Source organism: Collimonas arenae (genome assembly GCF_000786695.1).
GTDB lineage: Bacteria > Pseudomonadota > Gammaproteobacteria > Burkholderiales > Burkholderiaceae_D > Collimonas > Collimonas arenae_A.
The window spans coordinates 1,695,763-1,722,472 of the sequence record NZ_CP009962.1; the positions used below are offsets into that span (position 1 = coordinate 1,695,763).

Below are 26,710 nucleotides of genomic sequence, written 5' to 3' on the forward strand. Positions count from 1 at the left end.
CGCAGTTCCTGAAGGCCATGCCATGAATCACATCGGTTCCAAACAACGCACCGCTACCCGTCTGGCGTTTCTCTCTGCCGGTCTCGCAATGTCAGCCTGGGCGCCGCTGGTGCCGTATGTGAAAGCACGGCTCGGCGTCGGTGAGGCCGAGCTCGGCCTGTTGCTGTTGTGCCTCGGCGTCGGCTCGCTGCTGGCGATGCCTGTGACCGGCATGCTGGCGGCGCGTCTCGGTTGCCGCCGCGTGATCCTGGCGGCCGGCATGCTGGCTTGCCTGATCCTACCCTGTTTGTCGCTGGCGGCGAGTCCATCGCAACTCGGCATTGGCCTGTTTTTCTTCGGTGCTGCGATCGGTTCGCTGGATGTGGCCATGAACGTGCAGGCGGTAATGGTAGAAAAAGTCAGCGGCGGCGCGCAGATGTCCGGTTTTCATGGCATGTTCAGCGTCGGCGGTTTTGTCGGCGCCGGCGGCATGGCGTTGTTGCTGTGGCTGGGTTTGAGTCCGCTTTGGTCTAGCGCGATCGCCGCAGTTGTCGTCGCAGTGGCCTTGATGACTGCCGCACCGCATTTGCTGCGCGAGCCGGAATCGGCCGGGCGCGGCGCGCTGTTCGTACTGCCGCACGGCACCGTGATTTTTATCGGCGTGCTGTGCTTTATCGTCTTCCTGGTCGAAGGTGCGATCCTTGACTGGAGTGCATTGTTCCTGACTGCTACGCGCGGTCTGGATGCCAGCAAAGGCGGCCTCGGCTATGCAGCGTTTGCCATCGCCATGACATGCGGCCGCCTGACCGGCGACCGTATCGTCCGGCGTTTCGGCGGCAAGCGCGTGCTGCTGCTTGGCGGCTTGTGCGCAGCCGGCGGTTTCTTCGTCGCCGTCTCGGCGTCGAACGCTGCGGTGGCGCTGATCGGCTTTGTACTGATCGGCCTGGGGGCATCAAACATCGTACCGATCCTGTTCAGCGCTGCCGGCAAGCAGTCGGCGATGCCATCCAGCCTGGCGATTGCCGCCATTACCACGATCGGCTACGCCGGCATCCTAGCAGGTCCCGCTTTGATCGGCTTTGTGGCACACGCCAGTAGTTTGAATATCGCCTTCTCCGGACTTGGCTGTGCGTTGTTACTGGTGGCCGCCAGCGCCTATCTGGGCGCCTCCGGCCACGCTAACGAAACTGCGCCGCGCTGATGAATTGCGAGTATGTCTCGCACCAGATGACCACGGTGTTGTATCTAGAGAGGTCGACTGGCTGCTGCGACATGTCGACAATGAAACGTTCGAACGTCTTCACCTCGCCAACGCGCAAGGCCCGCTCCTTGATTTTCATAAAATCTTCCTTGCTGCCCGTGTACTCCGACGTCAGGTAGACCTTGTAGTCGGGGCCGGGTGCGATCTTGCCTTCAAAGGCGATCATTGTTTCACTGATGGCGACCGTCCCTTGCGCCCAGTGCAGGAAATCGCTGCCGGGTAAATCTTTTTTGAGCACAGCGGAGTATCTTGCCTTGCCGACCGCTTGGGTTACCTGCGCGGCGCTCGGGCCATCGCCTGCCGTCAGTATCGGCAAGAAGTAAACCCCGGCCCCAAAACCGATGGCAAGCGCGAGCAGGTGAGAGGCGAGGTAGGCGAGGAATTTCTTCATGCGGTCTCCTGTTGAACATTGCTATCTCGTCTAGTCGTCCCGGAGCCTGATTCCTTACATGCTATCTATCGGCTTTATGCTAATTCGGCAGGAATATCCTTTGTCCTTATTCATTGCGCGGGTCCATGCATATCTGTTTTTTGCATAAGGAGAGAAGAAAGTATTCGTTCTGTTTTCCAGCCCGTCTCATTAATCTGTATTCCTCAAAACAAAAAATCATTCACGAGGGAAGAGGAATATGTTGAAGAAAATCGTCAGGTCGGTTATCGCTTTCGCTCTGGTCGCCCAGAGCGCGCAACTGGTTCATGCCGCAGATTTTTCGCTGTTGAACGTGTCATATGATCCAACGCGTGAGCTATACCAGGAGTACAACAAGGCCTTTGCCAAATACTGGAAAGACAAGACCGGCGACAATCTGACGCTGAAGGCGTCGCACGGCGGCTCGGGCAAGCAGGGGCGTTCAGTGATCGACGGCCTGGAAGCCGATGTGGTGACGCTTGCGCTGGCCTACGATATCGACGAGATTTCCGAGAAGGCCAAGCTGCTGCCGGCCGATTGGCAAAAGCGCTTGCCGCATAACAGCACACCGTATACCTCGACCATTGTGCTGCTGGTACGCAAGGGTAATCCAAAGGGCATCAAGGATTGGGACGATCTGGTCAAGCCGGGTGTTTCGGTGGTGGTGGCAAATCCCAAGACTTCTGGCGGTGCGCGCTGGGCTTATCTGGCGGCTTACGGCTATGCGCTGAAGAAGAACAATAACGACGATGCCAAGGCACGCGACTTCATCACGCGCCTGTACAAAAATGTACCGGTGCTCGATTCAGGCGCCCGAGGCTCCACGGTGACGTTCGCTGAACGCGGTGTCGGCGATGTCTTGCTGTCGTGGGAAAACGAAGCCTATCTGGTGGAAGCCGAATTCGGCAAAGGCAAGTTCGATACCGTGTTCCCGTCGCTCAGCATCTTGGCGGAGCCGCCGGTGGCGGTGATCGACAAGGTGGTCGACAAGCGTGGCACCCGCAAGATCGCGCAAGCCTACCTGGAGTATTTGTACTCGCCGGAAGGCCAGGAAATCGCTGCACACAATTATTACCGGCCGATCGATCCTAAAGTCGCCGCCAAGTATGCAACCAAGTTTCCGAAGCTGAGCCTGTTCACGATCGACGATACGTTCGGCGGCTGGAGCAAAGCGCAGAAAGTGCATTTCAGCGATGGCGGCGTGTTCGACAAGATCTATCAGCCTGGCGTTAAATAACCCATCCGCTTGTACTTACCCTCACGGCTCCGCAGGTGAATTGCGGTGCCGGTTTCAAGATTGCTATACATGACTATTCTGTTGTTGGCCGGTAGCCCATCCGCTCCCTCGCGTTCTACCCGCTTGTTGCATTACACAGGTGAAAAACTGGCGCTGCTGGGGCATCGCTACAGCAAGCTGGATGTGCGGGATTTACCCGGCGATGCGTTGTTGCGCGCAGACTTCGGCCATCCCGCGATTCAAGCAGCGCTGGCGCAGGTAGCCGGGGCCAGCGCGGTAGTGGTGGCGACGCCGGTCTACAAGGCAGCGTACAGCGGCGTGCTGAAGGCGTTTCTGGATCTGCTGCCGCAATTCGGCCTGACCGATAAGCTGGTGCTGCCATTGGCGACCGGCGGCAGCCAGTCGCACATGCTGGCGCTGGACTATGCCTTGCGGCCGGTCTTGTCGTCGTTGGCGGCGCGCCACGTACTGCCAAGCATATACGCGACCGAGGCGCAGGTGCAATGGTCGGAGCAGGAAGGATTGAGCCTGGACCAGAATATTTTCCAGCGGATCAGCGAAGGTGTGCAGCAATTGTCTGACAGCTTGCTGGCGCTGAAAAAGGCCGGTACCCATCAGTTCAGCCCGATTCCATTTTCACAGGTGCGATGTAGCGTATAGCCTCATCTGACTAAATAACGTCCCGCTCCGATTTTTTTCAAAAGCCGCTGTAATCAGTGGACGGGGAGCGCTTTGTCCAAAAAAACAGGCATCAACCGGAAAGCCAGCAATGATTGATTCGATTACACATAAACTGCATACAAGACGCCATGTATTGGCTCTGCTGTCCGCTGTCGCCGCCGGCGCGTTTGTCACCGGCGCGCCACAGCTGGCCCAAGCGCAAACCAAACAGGTGCTGCGCATCGGCTATCAGAAAGCTGCCAGCACACTGGTGCTGCTGAAGGCGCACGGAACGCTGGAAAAGCGCTTGGCGGCGCAGGGCATTGAAGTGAAGTGGGCGGAGTTTGCCGCCGGGCCGCAACTGCTGGAAGCGTTGAATGTCGGCTCAGTCGATTTCGGCTATGTCGGCGAAGCGCCGCCGATTGTGGCGCAGGCCGCCGGCGCCGACTTTGTCTATAGCGCTTATGAAATCCCGACGCCGGAGGCGGAAAGCATTCTGGTGCCGAAGAATTCTCCAATCAAGTCGCTGGCCGAATTGAAGGGTAAGAAAATCGCCTTTAACAAAGGTTCTGACGTCCACTGGCTGGTGATCAGCCTGCTCAAGAAAGGCGGGGTCGGCTACAACGAGTTCCAGCCTATCTATCTGGCCCCGGCCGATGCGCGCGCTGCTTTCGAGCGCGGTGCGGTGGACGGCTGGGCGATCTGGGATCCATTCCAATCCGCGGCGATCAAGCAGATCGACGCCCGCGTTCTGGCGAACGGCGCTGGAGTCGTGAGCCATCATCAGTTCTTCTTGAGTGCGCGTAAATACGCCGAGAAGAACCAGGCGGTGGTGGATGCGATTCTTGAGGAAGTCGGCAAGGAAGGACAGTGGATACGCGCCAACTACAAGGACGCGGCGGCTCAGTTGGCGCCGATCCAAGGACTCGATCCGGAAGTGATCGAAGTCGGCCTAAAGCATTACGCGCACATCTACAAACCGGTCAATAGCAAGGTGCTGGATGAGCAACAAAAAATTGCCGACACATTTTATGAGCTGAAGCTGATTCCGAAGAAAATCTCGACGCACGATGCAGTGTTGTCTGGCAAGACTTGAGGCTGTACATCATGAAAAACACCATCGTTTTCCGTCGGCGCTTTCTGAAAAAAATTCGCGTGGCCTTGCTGCTGGCAGCGAGCGCTATCTTGCCGTTGCAGAATGTGCATGCCCAACCGGAGACAGATAAAAAAGAGCCGGAGCAGATACGCATCGGCTTCCAAAAGAGTGCAGTCAACCTGGTGGTGCTGAAGCAACGCAACACGCTGGAGCAACGCTTCAAAAGCAGCAAGATCGTCTGGCTGGAATTTCCCGCCGGTCCGCAATTGCTGGAAGCCTTGTCGGCCGGCAGCCTGGATTTCGGCCTGACCGGCGACAGTCCGCCGGTATTTGCACAAGCGGCCAACAAAGACTTGCTGTACGTCGGCGCGGAGCCGCCGAAGCCGGAAAGTTCGGCGATCCTGGTGCAAGCCGCTTCCCCGATAAAGACGCTGGCAGATCTCAAGGGCAAACGGATCGCCTTGCAAAAAGGTTCCAGCGCCCACTTCCTGCTGGTGCAGGCAGTGAAAAAAGCCGGTCTCGCATGGACCGATATGCAGCCGATTTACCTGGCGCCGGCTGATGCACGTGCAGCGTTTGAGCGTGGCAGCGTCGATGCATGGGCTATCTGGGATCCTTACTACGGCGCCGCCGAACTGAGCTTCAAGCCGCGTGTGCTCAGCACTGGCCGTGGTTTGTCGAATAACAATTCTTTCTATCTGGCGTCGCGCAATTTTGCCGAAAGCTATCCTGGCACAGTGTTGAATTTGCTGGACGAGTTGACCAAAGCCGACCGCTACGTGCAACAGAACCGCAAGGAAGTGGCGCAACTGATCGCCGATGTCAGCGGCTTGAACCTGACTACCGTGCAGCTATTCCTGAGCCGTCGTTCCAACCCTTCGCCGACCACCGTGATCGATCCTGCCATGGTGGCAGACCAACAACGGGTTGCCGACAATTTCAAGGAGATCGGCCTGATTCCGCGTGCCGTCAAGGTGGCCGACATCGTCTGGTATCCGAAGAACGCAGCCATCGCCAAACAATAACAGGCGCAATCAGTCAGCAGCATCATCAATCATTATGGAAGCAGCCATGAACGTTTTCTGGTTTATCCCGACCCACGGCGACAGTCGCTACCTCGGTACTTCGCAGGGCGCACGTCCGGTCAATTTCGACTACATGAAGCAGATTGCGGTCGCCGCCGACACGCTCGGCTATGACGGCGTGTTGCTGCCGACGGGGCGATCCTGCGAAGACGCCTGGGTAGTCGCATCGAGCTTGCTTGGCTTCACCCAGCGCCTGAAGTTCCTGGTGGCGATCCGCCCCGGCCTGAGCGCCCCAGGGCTGGCCATTCGCATGGCCTCGACTTTCGACCGCCTGTCCAACGGCCGTCTGCTGATCAATGTCGTCACCGGCGGCGACCAGGCGGAGCTGGAAGCTGACGGCTTGTTTGCGGAACATGCCGAGCGTTATGAGATTTCCTCGGAATTTCTCAAGGTCTGGCGTGGCGCCTTGTCCGGTGAAGGCGGCGAGGGTGGTTACAATTTCATCGGCAAGCATATCAAGGTCAAGGGAGCGAAGACGCTTTATCCGCCGATACAGAAACCGTATCCGCCTTTGTATTTCGGCGGCTCATCGGAACCGGCGCATGAGTTGGCGGCGGAACAGGTGGATGTGTATCTGACCTGGGGAGAACCTCCGGCGGCGGTCGCTGAAAAGATTGCAGATATCCGCGCCCGCGCCGCCAAGCATGGCCGCACAGTACGCTTCGGAATTCGCCTGCACGTGATTGTGCGGGAGACCAGCCAGGCCGCCTGGGCTGCGGCTGAGGAGCTGATCAGCCATGTCGACGACGATGTCATCGCCCGGGCGCAGGCAGCTTTTTCCAAGATGGATTCGGAGGGCCAGCGGCGCATGGCGGCATTGCATGGCGGCCGGCGCGACAAGCTGGAAGTCTCGCCCAACCTGTGGGCCGGTGTCGGCCTGGTGCGCGGCGGCGCCGGCACCGCATTGGTGGGCGATGCGGAAACCGTCGCGGCGCGGATGCAGGAATATGCCGATCTGGGGATCGATACTTTCATCCTGTCCGGCTATCCGCATCTGGAAGAATCCTATCGCTTCGCCGAACTGGTATTTCCGTTGTTGGGCAAAGGCCGTGCGTCGACCAGCGAACAGGCGTTGACCGGACCGTTTGGCGAAGTCATCGCCAACGGCTTGCTGCCGAAAGTATCGCAAAGCTGAAGGAGGCGGTATGAGCGCAATCATTACAAACAATGCTGCGACGGCGTCGACGCATAAGCCGAAGGCCGCTGCGACGCGGAAAGGCCGCGGCGCGGAGGTCTGGAAAGAGCGTCTGCTGCCATGGCTGTTGCCGGTGGCGTTGATCCTGGCATGGGAATTCGCTGCCAGGGTTGGCTGGCTGTCGAGCCGGATCTTGCCGGAGCCTTGGGCGGTGGCGCGCGCCGCCTGGTCGCTGACCGTCTCCGGCGAACTGTGGACCCATGTCCGCATCAGCGCCTGGCGTGCAATTTCGGGCTTTGCGGTGGGCGGCGGTCTCGGTTTGCTATTGGGCCTGTTGACGGGAACGTTCAAGCAGGCGGAAACCCTGCTCGATACCAGTATCCAGATGATCCGCAACATTCCTGCGCTGGCGTTGATTCCGCTGGTGATCCTGTGGTTCGGCATCGATGAGTCGTCGAAGCTTTTTTTGGTATCGATAGGCGTGTTCTTTCCGGTGTACCTGAATACTTTTCACGGCATCCGTTCCGTCGACAAAGGATTGATCGAAATGGCCAGGAGCTACGGCCTGTCCGGCTGGCCTTTGTACCGTGACGTAATCTTGCCGGGCGCCTTGCCGTCGATCCTGGTGGGCGTGCGTTTCGCGCTGGGGCTGGTATGGGTGTTGCTGATCGTCGCGGAAACTATTTCGGCGCAAGCCGGCATCGGCTACATGACGATGAATGCGCGAGAGTTCTTGCAGACCGATGTGGTGCTGGTCGGGATATTACTGTACGCCTTGCTGGGCAAGCTGGCCGACATGCTGGCGCGTGGCCTTGAACGTTATTGGTTGCGCTGGCATCCGGGATATCAGTGAATGCCATGTATTACGAACGAGCTTTAACAAGGGTGGACCTGAACATGCAAATTGATCCTGTTGAAAATGCCGAGCTGGAAGCTGCCGCGCAACTTGGTGCGCCAGGCGCGTGCGGCATAGGCGTCAGAGTGCAATCCGTCTCTAAAGCGTATGGCGGCAGGGAAGTATTGAAGACCTTGAATGTCGATATCGCCGCTGGCGAATTCGTCGCCATCGTGGGACGCAGCGGTTGCGGCAAAAGCACCTTGTTGCGCCTGATCGCCGGTTTGGAGCAAACCAGCAACGGCAGCATCGGTTTCGGCGCGGAAGAGCCAGAGATTCGCATCATATTCCAGGATTCGCGTTTGCTGCCGTGGAAGCGGGTATTGAGCAACGTCGGCCTCGGTCTGCCGCGCGCTTCGCAGGCTTCAGTCAAGGCCTTGGCGCAGGTCGGGCTGGAAGACCGCGCTCATGAATGGCCGGCGGTGCTTTCCGGCGGCCAGCGGCAGCGGGTGGCGCTGGCGCGGGCGTTGGTGCATGAGCCGGAATTGTTATTGCTGGACGAGCCGCTGGGCGCGCTGGACGCCTTGACGCGTATAGAGATGCAGCAACTGATCGAATCGTTGTGGAAGGCGCGTGGCTTTACCGCGGTGCTGGTGACGCATGACGTGCAAGAGGCGATTGCCTTGGCAGATCGGGTGTTGCTGATCGAAGACGGCGAAATCACGTTGGATGAACGGATCAGCCTGCCGCGTCCCCGGGCGCGCGGCAACCTGGCTTTTGCGCAGCTGGAAGAAAGAATACTGGCGCGCGTATTGAAACATCCGGCGCCAGGGCTGGATTCCGCACTGGGCGATATTTCGCTGCAGCGCACGGTGAACCAGGTCGGCTGGGCTATTTAAATTTTGATCAGGACTTACACAAAATCGCCCTGACCGCGTTGCATCACCTAGCCGACCATTCGTACTGTCTTCGTCGGTGCGCCTTGTCAGGACGATTTTGCGTAAGTCCCGTTGATGTAAATCCGTAACCGCATTATCAAAGGAGAAACCATGAGCATCCAGGCAATTAATGTCCGCAACCAGTTCCGCGGCAAGATACACAGCATTACCGAGGATGACGTGTTATCCGCGCTAGATATCGAAACTCCGTCCGGCATCGTGTCGTCGGTGATTACCACGCGCTCGGTGCGGGATCTGGGGCTGGTGGTCGGGTCCGAGGTGATTGCGTTGGTAAAAGCCACCGAAGTGTCGATCGCCAAGCTTTAATTTTTACAACATTTATTTATTCACTGCATCTTTTCAGGAAAACATCATGACTATCCAAGCCATCAATGTACGTAACCAGTTCAAGGGCAAGATCAAGGCCATCATCGAAGGCATAGTGGTGTCGGAAGTCGACGTCGAGACGCCGGCCGGTATCGTAACCTCTGTGATCACCACCCGTTCCGTCAAGGATCTGGGGCTGGTGATCGGTACGGAAGTGGTTGCGTTGGTGAAGGCCACCGAAGTGTCGATCGCCAAGATCTGATCACCGTCCGTTCCTGTCTCGATCACGGAGAAGCCATGACCTTTCCTGCTCTGGAGCAATATCTCGCCCGTCTGCACAATGCCAGCCACGGCACCACTCACGATGCGGTCCGCAGCGATTGCCGGGTCTGGCTGGATGCCGACGGCCGAGCCCAGGGGCGTTATTTCAATACCACGCTGACGAGCGTGTTCCAGCCCGTGCGACAGATAGATGCGCTGGCCCGCAAGGGCGCGATCATCGGCTATGAAGGGTTTGCGCACAGTTACTCATCCAGCGACAACGGCCTGTATTTATGGAAATTGCTGGATCATGCCGCCAGCGATGACGAGTCGATCGAACTGGACCGGCTATGCCGGATGCTGCACTCGATCAATTTCTATCGGCAGGAACAGGCGCAGGCTGGCGACTTGTATCTGAGCGTGCATGCGCGTTTGCTGGCGGCGGTCGACAGCAACCATGGCATGGCGTTTCGGCGTATCCTGAATCTGCTGGAGCTGCCGCATGAAAAAATTGTGCTGCAACTGCCGACCATCACCGAAAACCAGGGCTGGCTGCTGAATTATGTGCTGGACAATTACCGGCGCAACAATTTCCGGCTGGCGGTGAATGCCGACGATGTGACTCAAGCCGCAAGTCTGCTGGAAAGGGTAAGGCCGGACGTGATCAAGATCGATGCGCGCGGCGTCACCCATGATGAGCAGACAACGCGCTTTCTGGAAGTTTGCACGGCACGCGGCATACAGGTGATTTTCAAGCGTCTTGAAAAAGCGCGCGACCTGGAAACTTTGCAGCAACTGGCAAGAATCGCAGTGTTGCCCCTGCATGCGCAGGGCTTTCTGTGGGATTTGCCGCAGGCAGCGTTGCACGCCTTTACCACATCTGAAGTGCCGGACGACGGATTGCCAGCCGCAACGCTGGATACGGAAAGGAGCTGATCATGGCGACACTGTCATCGTTTCGTGTCCTGGTGGTGCCGGGGCTGTATAACAGCAGCCCGCAGCATTGGCAATCGCGGTGGCAGCGTCTGTATCCGAACTTTGAACGGGTCGAGCAGGAACGCTGGGATGCGCCGGTGCTGGACGTCTGGTCCGGGCGTCTGCAAGAACAGTTGCGGCGCTCGGAGCAACCGGTCCTGGCGATAGCGCACAGTTTCGGCTGCCTGACGACCATACACAGCGCTTTGAACGATGCGCCGAACCTGGCAGGCGCATTGCTGGTGGCGCCGGCCGATCCGGATAAGTTCGACGTCAGCGCAGCGGTCCACGGGCGCCTGCCTGTGCCGGCGATCGTGGTCGGCAGCCTCAACGACCCGTGGATGGAAAGCGGTCGTTCCCGTCATTGGGCAAAAATCTGGGGCGCCGAATTCATTGATGCCGGAGCCCTTGGCCACATCAACGCCGAATCCAATCTGGGCGACTGGCTTTACGGCCAGTCTTTATTGCAACGCCTGGTGGCTTTGTCTGCCGAACCCAGGCGCGATGCCGGCCGCGCGCTTCCTATCGCCACGCGTTAGCCGGCGCCTGGACGATCAGGCAAATTCGCCGATCTTCTTGACCACGGCTGCACGCACCGAACCGCTGACCACGAACGATTGCGCCACCGCGATATCGTTGTGGAACCAGCGGTCGCCATCCAGGCAAGCTGGAATCTGGCTGCGGATTTCCTGATAGGCCGCCTGCGTGCCTTCGCCCAGCACGAAGCCTGGCAGCAGATCTTCCGTCATGGTCAGCGCCTGCGCCGCCAGCAGCATTTCCACGCCGATGATGTATTGCGTGTTGGCCACCACAGTGGCCGCCTTGCGTGCGCACCAGGTCGAGTTGGAGACGTGGTCTTCGCTGTTGCCCTTGGCCGGAATGCTGTCGACGCTGCCCGGCATGCATAGGGTGCGGTTTTCCATCACCAGCGAACTCATCGAACATTGCACCACCGGATAACCGGTGTTGACGCCGCGCACGCCGCTCATCAGGTTGCGTGGCAAGCCCCATGACAAGGTCGGGTCGATCAGGCGGGCGATGCGCCGTTCGCAAATGCTGCCGAGGTCGGTGATCGCCATCGCCAGCAGATCCATTGCCTGCGCCAGGTACTGGCCGTGGAAGTTACCGCCGGAGATGATTTCAAAGCCGCCGCCTTCTTTGTCAAAGATCAGCGGATTGTCGGTGGCCGAGTTGATTTCCTTGTCGACGATGTTGTCGATGTAATCAAGCGCATCGAACACCGGGCCGTAGACTTGCGGCGAGCAGCGCAGCGAATACACGTCCTGGATGCGCGAGCTGTACGGGATATCGGTACGGCGCGATTCTTCCGGAAACTGTACCGCGCGCGCTTCATGCGTGGTGCGGGTCGAACCGGAGAGCAGCTTGCGGATGATGGCGGCAGTCTTGATCTGGCCGGCATGCGGACGGGCTTGCTGGATACGGTGGTCGAAGGCGGCCATTTCAGCGCGCATCGCTTCCAGCGTCAGGCCCAGCGACAAACAGGCATCGCTCAGCAGGTTGCGCGAATCGTGCGCTACCAGCACAGCCACCGCCAGCGACGCGGTACAGCCATTGATCAGGGCCGATGCATCCTTGGCCTTGAGATCGAACTTGACCGGACCGACGCCGGCCTTGGTGATCGCCTCAGGCGCGCTCATGCGTTGGCCTTGGTACATGACTTCGGCTTCATCGAAACCGGCAATCGCGGCAGCCAGATAGGACAAAGGCGCCAGGTCGCCGGAGGCGCCGACCGACCCCTTTTGCGGCATGATCGGATGGATGCCGGCGTTCAGGAAGGCCAGTAGACGGTCGACCACTTCCACCCGCGGCGCCGAATAATTGCTGGCGAAGGCGTTGGCGCGCAGCAGCATGGTGGCGCGGCTGACTTCTTCCGAGAACGGCTCGCCGATACCGGCGCAATGGGCCTTGATCAGCTGGGTCTGGAACAGTTCGATATGTTCGACCTTGATGCGGGTATCTTTCAGCAGGCCGACGCCGGTGTTGAAGCTGTACATCATCGGCGCTTCGTCGTGCATCCAGGTCGATTCAATATAGTCGCGGCTTTCTTTCAGGGCGGCGCGCGACGACTCGGCTAGCGTCACCGGCAGGTGCGGAGCGCGGGCGACGTCGACTACTTGCTGTGCAGTCAGGTTGAAACCGTCGATGGTGATGTTTGTAGTTGTCATGTTCAAATCCAATGGTGGTCAGTTTTTAAAATTTTCAACAAAGTGGCTGAATGCCTGGGCGCCGAGCGCGGCGTCGGCAGCAGTCATGATTTCATCCGGGTGGTGGCTGATACCGCCGTTGCCGCATCGGACGAACAGCATCGCGACGTCGGTGATGGCCGCCATCGCCATGGCGTCGTGGCCGGCACCAGAGGGCAGGTGGCGCACCGGCAGGGCGCTTTCTTCGATGGCGCTGGCCAGTTGCTGCTGCAACCAGGGCGCGCACGGCACGCTAGACGCCTCATGAGTCTTGCGGGTTTGGATCGCCACATGGCGGCGTGCGGCAATCTGTTCGATCTGTTTCAGCACATCGGTGACTGCGGCCAGGCGGATTTCATCTTGTTCAGCGCGGATATCGATCGAGAAGACGGCCTTGCCTGGCACCACATTGGCGGCGCCGTTCGGCACATTGAACTGGCCGACCGTGCCGACCAGCCCGCGCGTACCGTGGCAGCGCTGTTCTATATACAGGCCGATTTCGGCGGCGGCCATGGCAGCATCGCGCCGCATCTCCATCGGCACAGTGCCGGCATGGCCGGCTAGGCCCTCAACCTCGACCATGAACCGCGATGCGCCCGAGATAGCGGTCACCACGCCCAGCGGCAGCCCCTCGTTCAGTAACACCGGGCCTTGCTCGATATGCACTTCAACAAACGCCAGCACGGTTTCCGGCGCATAGGCGGCTTTGCCCAGTCCGCTTGCATGGAAGCCAGAGGCCGCCATGACGTCGCGCATGCTTTGTCCGCCTTCATCCAGGTTGTCCAGCACGCTCATGTCGAACGTACCGGCGGCGGCGCGGCTGCCGAGCAGGGTAGCTTTGAAGCGTACGCCTTCTTCCTCGGCGAAACCGATGATTTCAAGCGCGAACGGAAAGCGTTTGCCGGCCGCATGCCATTGCTGGACGCAGGCCAGCGGCAGCAGGATGCCGAGGTTGCCATCGTATTTGCCGCCATTGCGCACCGAATCGAAATGCGAGCCGGTCAGCAAGGCAGGCGCGTCTGCGGTCAGGCCGTCATAGCGGCCGATCACATTGCCGGCCATGTCGCGCCGCACGCTCATGCCGGCAGCACACATCCATTCCGCCAGTTGCGCCGCCGCCGCATGGTGCGCTGCGGTCAGGTAGGTGCGGGTGAACATGTCCGGGGCGTCGCTGTGCTGCGCCAGATCGTCCGCCCAGGCCATGATCTGGTCCCCGCTTCCGTTCCACAATTCGCTATTTCGCTGCATGATTGTCTCCTTGCCAACTGGCCGTTGTTTATGGGTTTTTTTGCGATCATACGCTCGAATTCATTTGAATTCAATTATTGCATACAATAAGTGAATGCATTATATTGAATCCGGGATGCCACTTATTTCATCAAGGTGCGACCCACACAATTGGTATAAACCAAACAAAACAATTAGGAGACAGACGTGCGGCGCTTTTTTAAATCACTGTTTGGCCAGGTGCTGGTGGCACTTGTGATAGGTATTGCGGTTGGGGTGTTGTTCCCCAAATTTGGAGAGAGCTTGAAGCCGTTGGGGGATGGCTTTATCAAGCTGGTCAAGATGATCATTCCGATGATCGTGTTCTGCGTGGTGGTGCACGGAATCTACGGTGCGGGCGAGTTGAAGAAGGTCGGGCGGGTCGGTTTGAAGGCGTTGATCTATTTTGAAGTGGTTACTACCATCGCCCTGGTGCTGGGCCTGTTGCTGGCGTTTGTGTTCCATCCCGGGGTCGGCATGAATATCGACGCCAGCACCTTGGACGCCAAGGCCTTGTCCAGCTACGTTGAGACTGCCAAGCAGGTCAAGGGCGCCGGTTTTGCCGACTTTGTCATGCAAATCATTCCTAACACCGTGGTCAGCGCTTTCACTTCCGGCGATGTGCTGCAAGTGCTGCTGTTCTCCATTATTTTCGGTTCGGCCCTGTCGCTGATCGGTGAAAAGGCGGCGCCTATCGTCACTATCGTGCACAGCATGTCGGAGGCATTTTTCAAATGCATGTCCTTCATCATCCGTCTGGCGCCGCTGGGCGTGTTCGGTGCGATTGCCTTTACGGTCGGCAAATACGGCGTCAGCTCGCTGCAACAACTAGGTTTCCTGGTGCTGCTGTATTTCTTTGCTGTGGTGATCTTTGTCTTTGCGATTCTTGGTACGATTTTGCGCCTCGCCGGTTTCAGCATCTTCAAGCTGATCAAATATCTGCGCGCTGAATTGTTGGTGGTGCTGGCGACTGCCTCGTCGGACAGCGTATTGCCGCAAATCATGCGCAAGCTGGAATACATGGGTATCAAGGGTTCGACCGTCGGCCTGGTGATTCCGACCGGCTATTCCTTCAACCTCGATGCCTTCTCCATTTACCTGACCCTGGCTGCGGTATTCATCGCGCAAGCAACCAATACGCCACTGGCGATTACCGACTTGCTGGCGATCCTGGCAGTGGCCTTGATTACCTCCAAGGGAGCGCATGGCGTGCCGGGTTCGGCCATCGTGATCCTGGCGGCTACCTTGTCCGCCATTCCGGCGATCCCGGTGGTGGGTCTGGTGCTGGTGTTGTCGATCGACTGGTTCATGGGGATTGCCCGCGCGCTCGGCAATCTGCTTGGCAATTGCGTGGCGACCGTGGTGGTGGCGGTGTGGGAAAAGGATATCGACCGCGCTCGCGCCCATGCCGTATTGAACGGCGCACGGCCGCCGGTGGAGGATGACTTGCCGGATGTGCTGCACATACCGGGCGACAGCCGGCCGGCGTAAGTAGTAAGCAATACGGCTGGCGGCGCTTGCCGCTGGCTGGTTCGATTTCTTATTTTTCTATAAGGTGTCGCATTTACAAGTACAATTTTGCTCTTTAGAACCATGTCTCAAGGAATGCAACAACATGAGCCTGTCTTCCAGCCCAACCGGCGCCGACAGTTCTGACGATATCGCCGCCGACATCACGACGGCGATCGCCGAGCAGCGTCTGCCGCCCGGCACCAAATTACGGGAAGAAGCCCTGGCGCGCCTGTATTCCGTCAGCCGCACCAAGATCCGCGCGGCGCTGGTGATGCTGGCAAAAGACAAGCTGATCGACCTTGTGCCCGACAAGGGCGCGTTCGTAAGCCGTCCGACCGAAGAAGAAGCGCGCCAGATATTTTTTGTGCGGCGCGTGCTAGAAGCGGCGCTGGTGCGCGAGTTTGTCGCCAAGGCCACCGCCGCCGACTATGCATTGCTGGAGCAACACTTGCAACAGGAGCGCGAGGCGCTGTCCAAAGAAAATCCGCAAATCCGCTCCCGGCTGTTGAGCGATTTCCATATCCTGCTGGCGCGCGCCGTTGGCAACCAGGTACTGACCGATGTCCTGACCAAGCTGGCCGGGCGTAGCTCCCTGATTACCATGCTCTATCAATCCACCCGGGATGCGGCCTGTTCATCGGACGAACACGTCGAATTTCTGCAGGCAGCCAAAACAGGCGACGCCGAAAAAGCGGTTGAGCTGATGCTGCATCATCTGCACCATGTAGAGTCCGCGCTGCAGTTCGAAATACCTCCGCCGGGCGCCAAGAAGGATTTCGTCAAGGCGCTGCTGGCATAGAACGCGTCGAGAGCTTTCCGCGGTCTGCGGAGCCAGCTTTGCGTTCGCTTTTTCTTTTCACCTCATTGAACGAATCGAGAAAAACGATGATGGATTTATTTGCAGTTCCAGTGTTCGACGCCACCGTCATATTTGAAGGAAACGAACTGTTCAAAGGCAAGGGCGCAGCCGAGCATTGGGCTAAACGGCTGGCGGCTGAAATCGACAGCGAAACGACGGTGCGCAAGATCGGCACCGGCTGGGCCTTGTGCAGCACCGTGAATGGCGTCGATTGCATTTGGGGTATTCACGGCCAACGGCTGAAGCGCATGAACTGATCAGCCACTCGATTGGTAACGCCGGCCACAGAGGAAAACGGTCCGGCGGGTTGGCGCTACATCTGTTTGAACAGATGGATAAAGCTGCGGCTCACTTCCAGTTTTTCAGTATGTCCCTTGACCAGCACTTGGTGACGGCCACGCATGTCGCGCGTGATGCCGTCGATGGCGCTCACGTTCACCAAGGTGGCGCGGTGGATTTGCCAGAACAAATCCGGATCCAGTTCTTCGGCCAGATCGCGCACCGGCTTGCGGATCAAGGCTTCGTAGGTGGCAGTCTGGACGCTGGTATATTTTTCATCGGAACGGAAAAACAGGATTTCCTGCACAGGAATCAGCCGCAGCTGCTGGCCGATGCTGGCCTGTATCCATTGCAGATAGACCGGTTTGGTGGCGATACCCATTTGCTTGGCCAGCTGCGTCAGCATCGAGCCCATGTCGGTCGGCGGTGAGCTCAGGCGCGCCTTGAGGCGGGTTACCGTCAGCTTCAAGCGTTCGGCTTCAGCAGGCTTCAGGATATAGTCGACGGCGCCTTGTTCGAATGCTTCAATCGCGTATTCGTCGTAAGCCGTGATGAAAACGATATGGCTTTTGCTGCCGATTTCTTGCGCCGCCTGCAGACCGGTCTTGCCTGGCATGCGGATGTCGAGAAAAGTGAAATCCGGCTCCAGCTGGTCGACCAGTTCGATGGCTTCATCGCCGTTCTTGGCTTCGCCGAGGATCTCCAGTTCCGGCCACGCCTGGCTCAGGCGCAGGCGGATCTGGTCGCGCATCAGGCGTTCGTCATCGGCGATGATTGCAGTAGGCATAGGCAGGTTTTATCAAGAATTTAACGTTTTTTGACGGAGCCGGAACCCATGATGCTGGAGTGCACCTGCGGATCTCCCAAGTAGGATACATCACCGGAGCCGGCTGTGGATACTGACAGTATCTTGCTGGCATACACATGGGCGTCGCCGCTGCCGACTATCGATACATTGGTGTTTTCCGCCATCAGGTCAAAACCGTTGTAATCGCCGCTGCCGGCGATCGAGACGCGCAGATTGCGGGTCTTGCCTTTGACCTTGATATCGCCGGCGCCGGCGATCGAGGCATTGACGTTAGGCGCATTCAGTTCACCGCTGATGTTGCCGGAGCCGGCGATGGAGATCTTGATCGTATCTTTTCCGCTCAATTTACCGAGTACTTTGAGATCGCCGGAACCGAAGATGCTCAAACCGTTTACATCCGGCGCGGTGAGGTAGACATTGACGTCATGATGGCTGAAAAAAGAACTGCCTTTCAAAAACACTTTGAGGACGCCGCCGCTGGTTTCAAACTCAACCCGCGAGCCTGCGTTGCTTTCCGCTTCGATGATCGCCGGCTTGGCTGGACCCTGGGTCAGAAATACATTCACGGCGTCCATGATTTCGACTTGCTGGAAATCGCCTACCGGCCGCTCAACCTTGACCACATCGGCAGCCAGGCTGGCGCTGCAGCTGAGCAAAGGAATCATTGCGGCGGTAGCTAATGTAAAAACGAAGGCAAAGCGTGAGAGCGGTTTCATATACGTGTTTCCTGTTACTTCTGTGGCGAGTTCGAGTCTCGGAGGCTGCTGCAAACACACCTGGCATTGTTGCTCCGCCTAGCCATTTGTGTGTGCAACAGCCTCTTAGGTTTTTTTACCGTTACCGTTGCCGACAACCTGGTAAGGCACTTCAATCGTGGAACGTACGCCGCTCGGGCTGTTGGGAGCAATCACCAGTTGTGCAGCGGCGCCATGTAACAGTTTGAGGCGATCGCGGATACTTTGCAATCCCAGCCCGGTGCCGTTGCTGGGAACGGCGCCAAAACCGAGGCCGTCGTCAGTCACGCTTACCCGCAGCTTGTTGTCAGCCACTTCTGCGTTGATGCGCAGGGTGCCGCCATCGGTCTTGCTTTCCAGGCCGTGCTTGATGGCGTTCTCCACCAGCGATTGCAGCATCATCGGCGGGAACGCGGCGCTACGCAGCCCGTCCGATATCTGGAGATCGACAACCAGGCGCTCTTCCATGCGCATCTTCAACAGATCCAGGTAAGCCTTCACAATATCGACTTCGCGACCCAGCGTGGTGACGGTGGCGGTTTCCCGCATTTGCGGCAAGACCGCACGCAGATACTGGATCAAGCGCTTTTGCATGGCCGAGGCGCGCGGCGGATCGGTTTCGATCAGATACTCGACCGAGGCCAGGGTGTTGAACAGGAAATGCGGTTCAACCTGGGCCTGGATCATCTGCATCTTGGCTTCCGATACTTCGCGTTGCAGGTTGGCGTGTTCGGCAGCGGCGTTGGCGGCCTGGGCTCGCGCTTCAGCACGTTTCTTGCCGCCCATCAGAGCCTTGGTGCCGAACAGGCCGAGCATCAGCAGCAGGACAAAATTAACAAACCATTCGGACGATTTTTTCTGGTAGCGGGCAACCTGCTGCTCGGCTTTTTCAGCGGCAGCTTCATGGATGGCTGCAACTGCATCGTTGATCGCCTGGTTGACGTCCGCAGTCGCTTCAGGCGGTAATTTCAGATCCAGGCTGGCGGCGTTGGGTACCGGCGGCACAGGCGGCACAGGCGGCAACGGCGGTTTTGGCGAGACGCTTGATTCCGGTTTTACGCCGGATACGGGCGGTGCTGCCGCCGCTACGGGCTTGCTGGAATCGCTGTCGCTGTCGTCATCGGACGCTGCGCTGGCAATTGAAGCAGCAGAAGCAGCAGAAGCAGCAGCAGGCGTACTGCCGGCATCGTTGCTATCGTCATAGGTATAGGCCTTGATATGTACGCCAGTGTCGTCGATACGGATATCGGTGTTGCCTTTGCCAGGATTGCTGGCCTTGCTCGAATCCCGGCCGTCGTGGCCGATCACCACTACTTTGGTGCCCTTGCTCGGATGCTGGCTGACGCGGTCGATCAGCACTACTTCACTGGACGAAAACAAGGTGTCTTGCAAAATGCTGGCGCCAATCATGACCAGCACCGCAAACAAGAAAAATTTCCACCATGAGAGTTGTGTAACCCAGCTCGCTATTTTGTCGAAACTTTGTGACAGGTAGCCTGAAGCAGTGGCGGTATTTTTTTTCAACGAGGCGAGCGTATCAGGATTCATAGAATGGGGAACCAGGTTGTGCGGCAACTTTATAAAGTTGTCGTCATTTTAAACGGAACGGACGCAGCAGTCTGGTCGTTTTGCCATACCGTATGAACGGCGGGTATTAGAGCGCGCTGAGCGCTGCTGTCGCGGTGTTCGCGTTTTTCTTGCGTGCTATCTTCTTCATGTTTTGCGCGCGGTCCTGCGCTGCGTACATGGCTTTTTCTTCTGGAGTCAGGCGTTTGCCGATGATGACGATAGGTGGCATCAGCAGCGGAATGCCGGTTGAATTCGCGGCCGGTTTGACGGCGGCTTGCTTGGCAGCGCCGGCGGCCATGGCGGGTACTGCGCTCATGCTCATGGTCGCTAAAAGCGTTGCTGCGACCAGTGATTTAGACAATGTGTTCATTTGCATTCTCCGGGGATGGATCTGCGACTAAACGATGCTTAAGTTGCAGAGATACTGCTTAAATGACTGCTTTCTTGTGGTTGCCTTCTTGCTGCGCCAGCATGGCTTTTTGTTCGCGGTTCAGGCGTTTGCCGATGACGGTGATGGTCGGCAGGTAGTCGTCTTTCTGCGCCAGGGCCAGCTTTTCTTGCGCTGTCAGGCGTTTGCCGACGATCGTCACGGTTGCCAGCAATTCGGTGTGGACTGGGCGCTTGCCGATGATGGTGATGGTTGGCAGCGTCGAGACTTCGGTTTGTTGCGGTGCTGCTTGTGCTGTGGTGATGCCGCAAGCCAGGGTAGCGATGGACAGGATGGCGATCAGTGCTTTGTTTGTTGTGTTCATTTGTATTCTCCGTTGAGTGATTTGTTTGTGTGTCTGACGTTGTTGCATGTCGTCACTTTAGGGAGGGGGAGGGCAAGTCGCCAGCTGCTTGCGACAAGTTGCAGGAAATGCGGGACAGAATACAAAAAAGCGAGCCTGGGCTGCAGCGGATTTATCTTGCTTTTGCCGGGTTTGCGCCTGGCTAGCCCCACAGACTGCCGTTTTTCCATCAATTTTTAGTAATCTTGAATTGATTTAATGGCAACCAAATTTGGATGAGTATAGGGATATTCGGTATTTCTCTTATGCAAATTGATTCTATGAACATGCAAAAAAGTTCGTTCTCTTTATAACAAACCAGTGAGATTATCTTCGTTCTTTAGCCGTATTTGTAATAAGAGGACGATGTATGACAGCTGCAGCACTTCCCGCTCACAGTCTCGCAAGCAAGCCCGCCGCACCGTTTCGTGTGATGCCGGGGTTTCGCTTGTCGCTCGGGTTTACGCTGTTCTATCTCGCCTTGATCGTATTGATCCCCTTGTCGGCGGTGTTCCTCAAGACCTTCACGCTAAGCTGGGACGGTTTCGTCGCCGCCGTTACTTCGCCACGGGTCATGGCCTCGTACCGCCTGACTTTCGGCACATCTTTATTAGCAGCGCTGATCAATGCCTTTTTTGGCGGCATCGTGGCGTGGGTGCTGGTGCGCTATCAATTCCCGGGCAAGAAACTGATCGATGCCCTGGTCGACCTGCCGTTTGCGCTGCCAACGGCAGTGGCTGGCATTGCCTTGACCGCGCTGTATTCCGGCAACGGCTGGATTGGACAATACCTGGAGCCGCTAGGGATCAAAGTTGCATTTACGCCGCTGGGTATATTAGTAGCGCTGACCTTTATCGGCTTGCCATTCGTGGTGCGCACGGTGCAGCCGGTGCTGGAAGATGCCGAGAAGGAGCTGGAAGAAGCTGCCGCTAGTCTCGGGGCCAATCATTGGCAGACTTTTATCCGGGTTATTTTCCCAACCGTGTTCCCGGCATTGCTGACCGGCTTTGCGCTGTCCTTTGCGCGTGCCACCGGTGAATACGGCTCGGTGATTTTCATTGCCGGCAATATGCCCATGGTGTCGGAAATTACCCCGCTGTTCATTATTACCAAGCTTGAACAATACGATTACGCCGGCGCCACCGCGATTGCCGTTGTCATGCTGACAGTATCTTTTCTGCTGCTGTTAGCTATTAATGTCTTGCAAGCCTGGACTCGCAAACGCGGTCAGTCGGCCAACGCATAGGAACCGGATATGAGCGCGACGATCAGCAATTTCACTCCCTCTGCGGCCCTTTCGGCAACTGCGGTCTCCAGGCCGCAATTCAGAGGCGAGCCGGTCCACGTTCCCAATGCGACGCTGGAGCCGCTTTGGGTGCGTACTTTATTAATGACGGTAGCGCTGCTGTTTCTCGCCTTGTTCCTGGTCGTGCCCCTGTTGTCGGTGTTTGCCGAGGCATTTAAAAAGGGCTGGGAAGCCTATCTGGCGGCAATCATCGAGCCTGACGCCATTAGCGCCATCAAGCTGACGTTGCTGACCGCCGCGATAGCTGTTCCGCTCAACCTGGTGTTCGGCATCGCCGCTTCCTGGACCATCGCCAAGTTTGAATTCCGTGGCAAGAATATCTTGCTGACCCTGATTGATTTACCGTTCTCGGTCTCACCTGTGATTTCCGGCCTGATCTACGTATTGCTGTTTGGCGCCCAGGGCTGGTTTGGTCCGTGGCTGCGCGAGCACGACATAAAGATCCTGTTTGCCGTACCGGGCATTGTGCTGGCGACCATATTCGTGACTTTTCCGTTTGTCGCCCGCGAACTGATTCCGTTGATGCAGGAGCAAGGCAGCGAAGAGGAAGAAGCGGCCCTTGTGCTGGGTGCTTCCGGTTGGAAGACTTTCCGCCATGTGACGTTGCCGAATATCAAGTGGGGTTTGCTGTACGGCGTGATTTTATGCAATGCGCGCGCCATGGGAGAGTTCGGCGCGGTGTCCGTGGTGTCCGGCCATATCCGCGGCGAGACCAACACCATTCCTTTGCAGGTCGAGATTCTGTACAACGAATATAACTTCCAGGCCGCGTTTGCGGTGGCGTCGTTGCTGGCGTTCCTGGCGTTGCTGACGCTGGCGCTGAAATCATTCATCGAATGGCGTTTGCGTGAAACCGTCGCACCGCACTATACAAGTCAGGAACAAGCATGAGCATCCAGGTAAGCAACATCAACAAGCGTTTCGGCGATTTTGTCGCCCTCAATAATGTCTCGCTGGAATTTCCCACTGGCGAACTCACCGCGTTGCTAGGTCCGTCCGGTTGCGGCAAAACCACCTTGCTGCGGATTATCGCCGGCCTCGAAGGGCAGGACAGCGGCCAAGTTTTGCTGGAAGGAGAAGATGCCTCCTCGCGCCACGTGCGCGAACGCCAGGTCGGCTTTGTGTTCCAGCATTACGCTTTGTTCAAGCACATGACCGTGTTTGAGAACATCGCCTTCGGCCTGCGCGTCAAGCCGCGTGCCCAGCGTCCGAGCGAAAGCGTGATCCGTGAAAAAGTCATGCGCTTGCTGGAGCTGGTGCAGCTGGATTGGCTGGCCGACCGCTATCCGCCGCAATTGTCCGGTGGCCAGCGCCAGCGGATCGCACTGGCGCGGGCGCTGGCGGTAGAGCCGCGCGTACTGCTGCTCGATGAACCGTTCGGTGCGCTCGACGCCAAAGTGCGCAAGGAATTGCGGCGCTGGTTGCGTCGCTTGCACGATGAGTTGCATGTCACCAGTATTTTTGTAACGCATGATCAAGAAGAAGCGCTGGAAGTGGCTGACCAGATCGTGCTGATGAACAAGGGCAATGTCGAACAGATCGGCGTGCCGCAGCAAGTCTATGACAATCCGGCTTCGCCTTTTGTCTATGGCTTCCTGGGCAACGTCAACCTGTTCCATGGCCGCGTGCATCAAGGCGTGCTGGATAGCGCCGGCATGCGCTTCGATGCGCCCAACTATGCCGAAACCGAAGACGCGCAAGGCATCGGCTATGTGCGGCCGCATGACCTGGAGATCGACCGCTACAGCGCAGGCGCCGAAGGCATCGTAGTCAAGCTCAAGCGCGCCCACGCCATCGGCCCGCTGGCGCAGCTGGAACTGCAGCGTAGCGATGACGCCGATGCTGGCTTGATCGAAGCCGTGATTTCCAGCGAACGCTTCCAGCAGCTCAATTTAAAAGATGGCGAAACCCTGTTGGTGCGTCCGCGCCGCCTGCACGTATTCGTAGATCAACCTCTAGAACGTTAAGGAGAACAGTATGAATTTTCAGCAATTGCGCTCGATCCGCGAAGCAGCCCGTTGCGGTTTCAACCTGACCGAAGTGGCGAACGTGTTATTTACTTCGCAACCCGGCGTCAGCCGCCAGATCCGTGAACTGGAAGAAGAGCTCGGCGTCGATATCTTCATCCGCAACGGCAAGCGCCTGATCGGCCTGACCGATCCCGGCAAAGGCATCCTGAAGATCGTAGAAAGATTGCTGCAGGAAGCAGAAAACCTGCGCCAGGCCAGCCAGGAATACTCAGGTGAAACCAGCGGCACCCTGACCGTCGCTGCTACGCATACCCAGGCGCGCTATGCCTTGCCGCGTGTGGTGCAGGGCTTCCGCGCCAGTTTTCCGGATGTGCGCATCGCTCTGCAACAGAGTTCGCCGGAGCATATCGCCGACTGGGTCATCTCCGGCAAGGCCGATGTCGGCATCGCCACCGAAGGGCTGACGCAGTTCAAGGAGCTGATTTCCTTTCCATGCTACGAGTGGAGTCACGTGCTGGTCGTGCCGGAAGGGCATCCGCTGCTGGCGATCGATGCGCCGATCAGCCTGGTTGATCTCGCCGCTTATCCATTGATTACCTACGACATCGGCTTCACCGGCCGCGGCCATATCGATGACGCCTTCCGTAAGGCCGGCATCGCGCCGGATATTGTGTTGACGGCAATGGATTCGGATGTGATCCAGCAGTATGTGGCGCTGGGACTAGGCATCGGCCTGGTGGCGTCGATGGCGACTGAACATAGCCGCCAGAACGGTTTGCGGTCGATCGAGGTATCGCACTTGCTGGCCTCGAACGTGACGCGGCTGGCGGTAAGGCGCGGCGCCTATCTGCGTTCTTATACATATGACTTCATTTTGCAGTTTGCGCCGCAGCTCAAGCGCGAAGATATCATCGAAGCGCTGCATGCGGAGCCGCATAGCGCCGGTAGCAGTGCCGTACACAATGTGGATTTTGAGCAGCGTATCCTGAAAATCGCCTGAGTCGAGAACTTGCTCTAAACCGGATTTCTCCACGCATAAGTCACGTTGCTGTCATATTGCGGCGATACGATTCGTTTGTCTCCTCCGATCCCCTGGGATTTGGATTTTGCCCGCCGCCGCAAGGCTTGGCGGGCTTTTCTTTGCATGCTTCCGTACCAGCGCGAAAAAAATCAAGCAGATCAATGGCTTAGCCATATTTTGTGGAGGTTATCCACAGGCCTACCCACAATTTCTGTGGGTAACTCTGGAAAAATCCTAAGATTGTTGGCGCAATGCAGCAGCGCATTCACGCACCAGCGCCGGACCGCGATAGATCAGGCCGCTATATAACTGCACCAGCGAAGCACCGGCCGCGATCTTGGCTTGCGCATCGGCGCCGCTGAAGATCCCGCCGACGCCGATAATCGGCAAAGCATCTCCCAGTTCGCCACGCAATTGCCGCACCACTCTGGTGGACAAGGTTAGCACCGGCGCGCCGGACAAGCCGCCGGCTTCGTTCTCGTGCTGCAAGCCGCGCACGGCGTCGCGGCTGATGGTGGTGTTGGTGGCGATGACGCCGTCGATTTTGTGCCGCAGCAAGGCATCGGCGATGGTCTTGATTTGTTCGGCGTCGATATCCGGCGCTATTTTCAGGGCGACCGGCACATAGCGCTTATGCAAATCGGCCAGCCGTTGCTGCGCTTGCTTGAGCTGCGAGAGCAGGGCGTCGAGTTCCGACGCGCCTTGCAATTGCCGCAAATTCTTGGTGTTGGGCGATGAAATGTTCACCGTCACGTAGCTGGCGTAGGGATAGACTTTTTCCAGGCAATGCAGATAGTCTTCCGCCGCACGTTCGATCGGCGTATCGGCATTCTTGCCGATGTTCAGGCCCAGTACGCCTTCGCGTTCCTGATAAAAGCGCGAGGCCTGGACATTGGCGACGAAGGCATCGACGCCACCGTTGTTAAAGCCCATGCGGTTGATGATGGCGTTGGCGGCCGGCAGACGGAACATGCGTGGCTTCGGGTTGCCAGGTTGCGCGCGCGCTGTCACCGTACCGATTTCAATCGAGCCGAATCCGAGCGCTGCCAGGCCGTCGATATACGCGCCATCCTTGTCCAGTCCAGCTGCCAGCCCGACCGGGTTGGGGAAGGTGATGCCCATCACGGTACGCGGATCGGCCGGTGTTTTACCCAGCAACGAGGTCAGGCCCAGTGCGGCGGCGCGGCGCAATGCCGGCAGGGTCAGGTTGTGGGCAGTTTCCGGATCGAGTGAGAACAGAGCGGGGCGGGCAAAGGCGTACAGGAGTTTGGCGGGCACGATAAGGGCAGCTGAGTAAGATAATAGGAAATAAACGGAAAAACGGGCAGGCAAGCGAAGCTGCGACCCCGATAAATCCGCGGCTGGCTATTCTAACGCACTCCATTGCCCTTGCTGTAGCGCTTCCAGCGGCTGGAAGTTGACTTTGTAAGCCATTTTCGGGCTTTCTTCTATCCAGTAGCCAAGGTAGACATAGGGCATGCCGAGCTGTTTGGCCTGGCCGATTTGCCACAACACGTTGTAGGTGCCATAGGACGCGCCTGGCACATCCGGGTCATAAAAGGTATAGACCGAAGACAAACCATCATTCAAGACGTCGATAATGCTGACCATGCGCAATGTGCCATCGGTATCGCGAAATTCCACCAGCCGGGTATTTACCTTGCTCTGCAGCAGAAACTGCGCGTATTGGTCGCGGCTGTCCTGGTCCATGCCGCCGCCGCTGTGGCGTGCAGTCTGGTAGCGCAGGTACAGATCGTAATGTTCATTTACATACGCCAGGTTGGTCACCAGCGTGGTCAGATGGCTATGCCGGTCCCAGGCGCGGCGCTGGCTACGGTTCGGCTGGAACGAAGCCACCAGCGTGCGTACCGGGGTGCATGCCTGGCAACCGTCGCAATACGGCCGATAGGTAAAAATGCCGCTGCGGCGGAAGCCGTTCTTCACCAGTTCCGAATAGACATCGGCATTGATCAGGTGCGACGGCGTCGCCACTTGCGAGCGCGCCTGACGGTGCTCCAGATAGCTGCACGGATAGGGCGCGGTAGCGTAAAACTGCAAGGTCGAAAATGGCAGATCTTTTAAGTGCGTCATGTGCATTCCAGCGGATCTGGGGATGTAGATATATGACTGATAATTTACACCGTAATTTCAGTTTGCATAAGGGCTTGTCGACGTTTGGTTTCGGGAGGCGAGCGCGCCGGGATTTACTGTCGA

The 26,710-nt window shown here is 57.8% G+C and carries 29 protein-coding genes; 19 read left to right on the forward strand and 10 right to left on the reverse strand.

What is annotated here, in order from left to right; all coding sequences use genetic code 11:
* The first annotated feature begins 22 nt into the window (after nucleotides 1-22).
* On the forward strand, nucleotides 23-1,180 hold the full coding sequence (locus tag LT85_RS07675) for an MFS transporter (RefSeq protein ID WP_038487161.1): 1,158 nt from the start codon (nucleotides 23-25) through the stop codon (nucleotides 1,178-1,180).
* Here LT85_RS07675 and LT85_RS07680 read toward each other — a convergent pair.
* Entirely contained in the window at nucleotides 1,158-1,631 is a 474-nt protein-coding gene (locus tag LT85_RS07680; RefSeq protein ID WP_038487163.1) for a DM13 domain-containing protein, read from the reverse strand. The genes LT85_RS07675 and LT85_RS07680 overlap by 23 nt on opposite strands.
* Nucleotides 1,632-1,869: 238 nt before the next feature.
* On the opposite strand from LT85_RS07680, the gene LT85_RS07685 reads away from it, so the two are divergent.
* From LT85_RS07685 to LT85_RS07735, 11 genes are all read left to right on the forward strand, one after another.
* Complete coding sequence (locus LT85_RS07685) at nucleotides 1,870-2,886, forward strand: sulfate ABC transporter substrate-binding protein (RefSeq protein ID WP_038487165.1); 1,017 nt, start codon at nucleotides 1,870-1,872, stop codon at nucleotides 2,884-2,886.
* A 69-nt stretch (nucleotides 2,887-2,955) separates the two neighbouring features.
* A complete protein-coding gene (gene ssuE, locus LT85_RS07690; protein ID WP_038487167.1) occupies nucleotides 2,956-3,546 on the forward strand; it encodes an NADPH-dependent FMN reductase in 591 nt (196 codons plus the stop codon).
* A 109-nt stretch (nucleotides 3,547-3,655) separates the two neighbouring features.
* Nucleotides 3,656-4,642, forward strand: coding sequence for a sulfonate ABC transporter substrate-binding protein (locus LT85_RS07695; RefSeq protein ID WP_038487169.1), 987 nt, complete (start codon nucleotides 3,656-3,658; stop codon nucleotides 4,640-4,642).
* Nucleotides 4,643-4,653: 11 nt separating this feature from the next.
* A complete protein-coding gene (locus LT85_RS07700; RefSeq protein WP_052134834.1) occupies nucleotides 4,654-5,667 on the forward strand; it encodes a sulfonate ABC transporter substrate-binding protein in 1,014 nt (337 codons plus the stop codon).
* 46 nt (nucleotides 5,668-5,713) lie between these two features.
* Nucleotides 5,714-6,862: an FMNH2-dependent alkanesulfonate monooxygenase gene (gene ssuD / locus LT85_RS07705; protein WP_038495418.1), complete on the forward strand. Its 1,149-nt coding sequence runs from the start codon at nucleotides 5,714-5,716 to the stop codon at nucleotides 6,860-6,862.
* A 10-nt stretch (nucleotides 6,863-6,872) separates the two neighbouring features.
* On the forward strand, nucleotides 6,873-7,715 hold the full coding sequence (gene ssuC, locus LT85_RS07710) for an aliphatic sulfonate ABC transporter permease SsuC (RefSeq protein WP_038487173.1): 843 nt from the start codon (nucleotides 6,873-6,875) through the stop codon (nucleotides 7,713-7,715).
* A gap of 44 nt (nucleotides 7,716-7,759) precedes the next feature.
* A complete protein-coding gene (locus LT85_RS07715) occupies nucleotides 7,760-8,596 on the forward strand; it encodes an ATP-binding cassette domain-containing protein (RefSeq protein WP_038487174.1) in 837 nt (278 codons plus the stop codon).
* 150 nt (nucleotides 8,597-8,746) lie between these two features.
* Nucleotides 8,747-8,962, forward strand: coding sequence for a TOBE domain-containing protein (locus tag LT85_RS07720; RefSeq protein ID WP_038487176.1), 216 nt, complete (start codon nucleotides 8,747-8,749; stop codon nucleotides 8,960-8,962).
* Between the two features lie 46 nt (nucleotides 8,963-9,008).
* Nucleotides 9,009-9,224: a TOBE domain-containing protein gene (locus LT85_RS07725; RefSeq protein WP_038487178.1), complete on the forward strand. Its 216-nt coding sequence runs from the start codon at nucleotides 9,009-9,011 to the stop codon at nucleotides 9,222-9,224.
* Nucleotides 9,225-9,259: 35 nt separating this feature from the next.
* Nucleotides 9,260-10,159: an EAL domain-containing protein gene (locus LT85_RS07730; RefSeq protein WP_081992148.1), complete on the forward strand. Its 900-nt coding sequence runs from the start codon at nucleotides 9,260-9,262 to the stop codon at nucleotides 10,157-10,159.
* A 2-nt stretch (nucleotides 10,160-10,161) separates the two neighbouring features.
* Nucleotides 10,162-10,737, forward strand: a complete 576-nt coding sequence (locus LT85_RS07735) for an RBBP9/YdeN family alpha/beta hydrolase (protein WP_052134836.1) — start codon at nucleotides 10,162-10,164, stop codon at nucleotides 10,735-10,737.
* Between the two features lie 15 nt (nucleotides 10,738-10,752).
* Here LT85_RS07735 and LT85_RS07740 read toward each other — a convergent pair whose 3' ends face one another.
* Together LT85_RS07740 and LT85_RS07745 are read right to left on the reverse strand one after the other, a co-directional pair.
* Nucleotides 10,753-12,384 (reverse strand): HAL/PAL/TAL family ammonia-lyase, encoded by a 1,632-nt coding sequence (locus LT85_RS07740; RefSeq protein ID WP_038487180.1) that lies wholly within the window; start codon nucleotides 12,382-12,384, stop codon nucleotides 10,753-10,755.
* An 18-nt stretch (nucleotides 12,385-12,402) separates the two neighbouring features.
* Nucleotides 12,403-13,650 carry an allantoate amidohydrolase gene (locus tag LT85_RS07745; protein WP_038487182.1) on the reverse strand — a complete coding sequence of 416 codons (1,248 nt, stop codon included), beginning with the start codon at nucleotides 13,648-13,650 and terminating at the stop codon, nucleotides 12,403-12,405.
* A 186-nt stretch (nucleotides 13,651-13,836) separates the two neighbouring features.
* Between LT85_RS07745 and LT85_RS07750 the strand changes: the two genes are divergently transcribed.
* The 3 genes from LT85_RS07750 to LT85_RS07760 all read left to right on the forward strand — a co-directional run bounded on the left by LT85_RS07750 (nucleotide 13,837) and on the right by LT85_RS07760 (nucleotide 16,296).
* Complete coding sequence (locus tag LT85_RS07750; protein WP_038487184.1) at nucleotides 13,837-15,159, forward strand: C4-dicarboxylate transporter DctA; 1,323 nt, start codon at nucleotides 13,837-13,839, stop codon at nucleotides 15,157-15,159.
* A gap of 124 nt (nucleotides 15,160-15,283) precedes the next feature.
* Nucleotides 15,284-15,979 carry a GntR family transcriptional regulator gene (locus LT85_RS07755; RefSeq protein ID WP_038487186.1) on the forward strand — a complete coding sequence of 232 codons (696 nt, stop codon included), beginning with the start codon at nucleotides 15,284-15,286 and terminating at the stop codon, nucleotides 15,977-15,979.
* A gap of 86 nt (nucleotides 15,980-16,065) precedes the next feature.
* Nucleotides 16,066-16,296 carry a hypothetical protein gene (locus LT85_RS07760; RefSeq protein ID WP_367379793.1) on the forward strand — a complete coding sequence of 77 codons (231 nt, stop codon included), beginning with the start codon at nucleotides 16,066-16,068 and terminating at the stop codon, nucleotides 16,294-16,296.
* Between the two features lie 56 nt (nucleotides 16,297-16,352).
* Here LT85_RS07760 and LT85_RS07765 read toward each other — a convergent pair whose 3' ends face one another.
* The 5 genes from LT85_RS07765 to LT85_RS07785 form a co-directional block, all read right to left on the reverse strand.
* Entirely contained in the window at nucleotides 16,353-17,105 is a 753-nt protein-coding gene (locus tag LT85_RS07765; protein WP_038487188.1) for a LytR/AlgR family response regulator transcription factor, read from the reverse strand.
* A 20-nt stretch (nucleotides 17,106-17,125) separates the two neighbouring features.
* Nucleotides 17,126-17,842 (reverse strand): head GIN domain-containing protein, encoded by a 717-nt coding sequence (locus LT85_RS07770; protein ID WP_052134838.1) that lies wholly within the window; start codon nucleotides 17,840-17,842, stop codon nucleotides 17,126-17,128.
* Between the two features lie 105 nt (nucleotides 17,843-17,947).
* Nucleotides 17,948-19,408 (reverse strand): sensor histidine kinase, encoded by a 1,461-nt coding sequence (locus LT85_RS07775; RefSeq protein WP_038487190.1) that lies wholly within the window; start codon nucleotides 19,406-19,408, stop codon nucleotides 17,948-17,950.
* 106 nt (nucleotides 19,409-19,514) lie between these two features.
* Nucleotides 19,515-19,799: a hypothetical protein gene (locus LT85_RS07780; protein ID WP_038487192.1), complete on the reverse strand. Its 285-nt coding sequence runs from the start codon at nucleotides 19,797-19,799 to the stop codon at nucleotides 19,515-19,517.
* Nucleotides 19,800-19,857: 58 nt separating this feature from the next.
* On the reverse strand, nucleotides 19,858-20,181 hold the full coding sequence (locus tag LT85_RS07785; RefSeq protein ID WP_038487194.1) for a hypothetical protein: 324 nt from the start codon (nucleotides 20,179-20,181) through the stop codon (nucleotides 19,858-19,860).
* 388 nt (nucleotides 20,182-20,569) lie between these two features.
* On the opposite strand from LT85_RS07785, the gene cysT reads away from it, so the two are divergent.
* From cysT to LT85_RS07805, 4 genes are read left to right on the forward strand one after another with little or no spacing between them, the layout of a single operon-like run.
* A complete protein-coding gene (cysT, locus tag LT85_RS07790) occupies nucleotides 20,570-21,445 on the forward strand; it encodes a sulfate ABC transporter permease subunit CysT (RefSeq protein WP_038487196.1) in 876 nt (291 codons plus the stop codon).
* A 9-nt stretch (nucleotides 21,446-21,454) separates the two neighbouring features.
* Complete coding sequence (cysW, locus tag LT85_RS07795; protein WP_038487198.1) at nucleotides 21,455-22,396, forward strand: sulfate ABC transporter permease subunit CysW; 942 nt, start codon at nucleotides 21,455-21,457, stop codon at nucleotides 22,394-22,396.
* Nucleotides 22,393-23,472, forward strand: coding sequence for a sulfate/molybdate ABC transporter ATP-binding protein (locus tag LT85_RS07800; protein ID WP_038487200.1), 1,080 nt, complete (start codon nucleotides 22,393-22,395; stop codon nucleotides 23,470-23,472). Before cysW ends, LT85_RS07800 begins: the two co-directional genes overlap by 4 nt.
* A 10-nt stretch (nucleotides 23,473-23,482) precedes the next feature.
* Complete coding sequence (locus LT85_RS07805) at nucleotides 23,483-24,475, forward strand: CysB family HTH-type transcriptional regulator (RefSeq protein WP_038487202.1); 993 nt, start codon at nucleotides 23,483-23,485, stop codon at nucleotides 24,473-24,475.
* A gap of 255 nt (nucleotides 24,476-24,730) precedes the next feature.
* Here LT85_RS07805 and LT85_RS07810 read toward each other — a convergent pair whose 3' ends face one another.
* On the reverse strand, nucleotides 24,731-25,774 hold the full coding sequence (locus LT85_RS07810; protein ID WP_038487204.1) for a quinone-dependent dihydroorotate dehydrogenase: 1,044 nt from the start codon (nucleotides 25,772-25,774) through the stop codon (nucleotides 24,731-24,733).
* Between the two features lie 87 nt (nucleotides 25,775-25,861).
* Nucleotides 25,862-26,587 (reverse strand): arginyltransferase, encoded by a 726-nt coding sequence (locus LT85_RS07815; RefSeq protein WP_038487206.1) that lies wholly within the window; start codon nucleotides 26,585-26,587, stop codon nucleotides 25,862-25,864.
* Nucleotides 26,588-26,710: the final 123 nt, after the last annotated feature.

Excerpts from the sequence above, each read along its gene's own strand:
- LT85_RS07685 (WP_038487165.1), top strand. The coding sequence starts at position 1,870 with ATGTTGAAGAAAATCGTCAGGTCGGTTATCGCTTTCGCTCTGGTCGCC.
- ssuE (WP_038487167.1), top strand. The coding sequence starts at position 2,956 with ATGACTATTCTGTTGTTGGCCGGTAGCCCATCCGCTCCCTCGCGTTCT.
- LT85_RS07700 (WP_052134834.1), top strand. The coding sequence starts at position 4,654 with ATGAAAAACACCATCGTTTTCCGTCGGCGCTTTCTGAAAAAAATTCGC.
- LT85_RS07780 (WP_038487192.1), bottom strand. The coding sequence starts at position 19,799 with ATGAACACATTGTCTAAATCACTGGTCGCAGCAACGCTTTTAGCGACC.
- LT85_RS07770 (WP_052134838.1), bottom strand. The coding sequence starts at position 17,842 with ATGAAACCGCTCTCACGCTTTGCCTTCGTTTTTACATTAGCTACCGCC.
- LT85_RS07720 (WP_038487176.1), top strand. The coding sequence starts at position 8,747 with ATGAGCATCCAGGCAATTAATGTCCGCAACCAGTTCCGCGGCAAGATA.
- LT85_RS07735 (WP_052134836.1), top strand. The coding sequence starts at position 10,162 with ATGGCGACACTGTCATCGTTTCGTGTCCTGGTGGTGCCGGGGCTGTAT.
- ssuC (WP_038487173.1), top strand. The coding sequence starts at position 6,873 with ATGAGCGCAATCATTACAAACAATGCTGCGACGGCGTCGACGCATAAG.
- cysT (WP_038487196.1), top strand. The coding sequence starts at position 20,570 with ATGACAGCTGCAGCACTTCCCGCTCACAGTCTCGCAAGCAAGCCCGCC.
- LT85_RS07675 (WP_038487161.1), top strand. The coding sequence starts at position 23 with ATGAATCACATCGGTTCCAAACAACGCACCGCTACCCGTCTGGCGTTT.
- LT85_RS07740 (WP_038487180.1), bottom strand. The coding sequence starts at position 12,384 with ATGACAACTACAAACATCACCATCGACGGTTTCAACCTGACTGCACAG.
- ssuD (WP_038495418.1), top strand. The coding sequence starts at position 5,714 with ATGAACGTTTTCTGGTTTATCCCGACCCACGGCGACAGTCGCTACCTC.
- LT85_RS07765 (WP_038487188.1), bottom strand. The coding sequence starts at position 17,105 with ATGCCTACTGCAATCATCGCCGATGACGAACGCCTGATGCGCGACCAG.
- LT85_RS07775 (WP_038487190.1), bottom strand. The coding sequence starts at position 19,408 with ATGAATCCTGATACGCTCGCCTCGTTGAAAAAAAATACCGCCACTGCT.
- LT85_RS07760 (WP_367379793.1), top strand. The coding sequence starts at position 16,066 with ATGATGGATTTATTTGCAGTTCCAGTGTTCGACGCCACCGTCATATTT.
- cysW (WP_038487198.1), top strand. The coding sequence starts at position 21,455 with ATGAGCGCGACGATCAGCAATTTCACTCCCTCTGCGGCCCTTTCGGCA.
- LT85_RS07680 (WP_038487163.1), bottom strand. The coding sequence starts at position 1,631 with ATGAAGAAATTCCTCGCCTACCTCGCCTCTCACCTGCTCGCGCTTGCC.
- LT85_RS07715 (WP_038487174.1), top strand. The coding sequence starts at position 7,760 with ATGCAAATTGATCCTGTTGAAAATGCCGAGCTGGAAGCTGCCGCGCAA.
- LT85_RS07755 (WP_038487186.1), top strand. The coding sequence starts at position 15,284 with ATGAGCCTGTCTTCCAGCCCAACCGGCGCCGACAGTTCTGACGATATC.
- LT85_RS07785 (WP_038487194.1), bottom strand. The coding sequence starts at position 20,181 with ATGAACACAACAAACAAAGCACTGATCGCCATCCTGTCCATCGCTACC.
- LT85_RS07745 (WP_038487182.1), bottom strand. The coding sequence starts at position 13,650 with ATGCAGCGAAATAGCGAATTGTGGAACGGAAGCGGGGACCAGATCATG.
- LT85_RS07695 (WP_038487169.1), top strand. The coding sequence starts at position 3,656 with ATGATTGATTCGATTACACATAAACTGCATACAAGACGCCATGTATTG.
- LT85_RS07800 (WP_038487200.1), top strand. The coding sequence starts at position 22,393 with ATGAGCATCCAGGTAAGCAACATCAACAAGCGTTTCGGCGATTTTGTC.
- LT85_RS07805 (WP_038487202.1), top strand. The coding sequence starts at position 23,483 with ATGAATTTTCAGCAATTGCGCTCGATCCGCGAAGCAGCCCGTTGCGGT.
- LT85_RS07815 (WP_038487206.1), bottom strand. The coding sequence starts at position 26,587 with ATGACGCACTTAAAAGATCTGCCATTTTCGACCTTGCAGTTTTACGCT.
- LT85_RS07725 (WP_038487178.1), top strand. The coding sequence starts at position 9,009 with ATGACTATCCAAGCCATCAATGTACGTAACCAGTTCAAGGGCAAGATC.
- LT85_RS07730 (WP_081992148.1), top strand. The coding sequence starts at position 9,260 with ATGACCTTTCCTGCTCTGGAGCAATATCTCGCCCGTCTGCACAATGCC.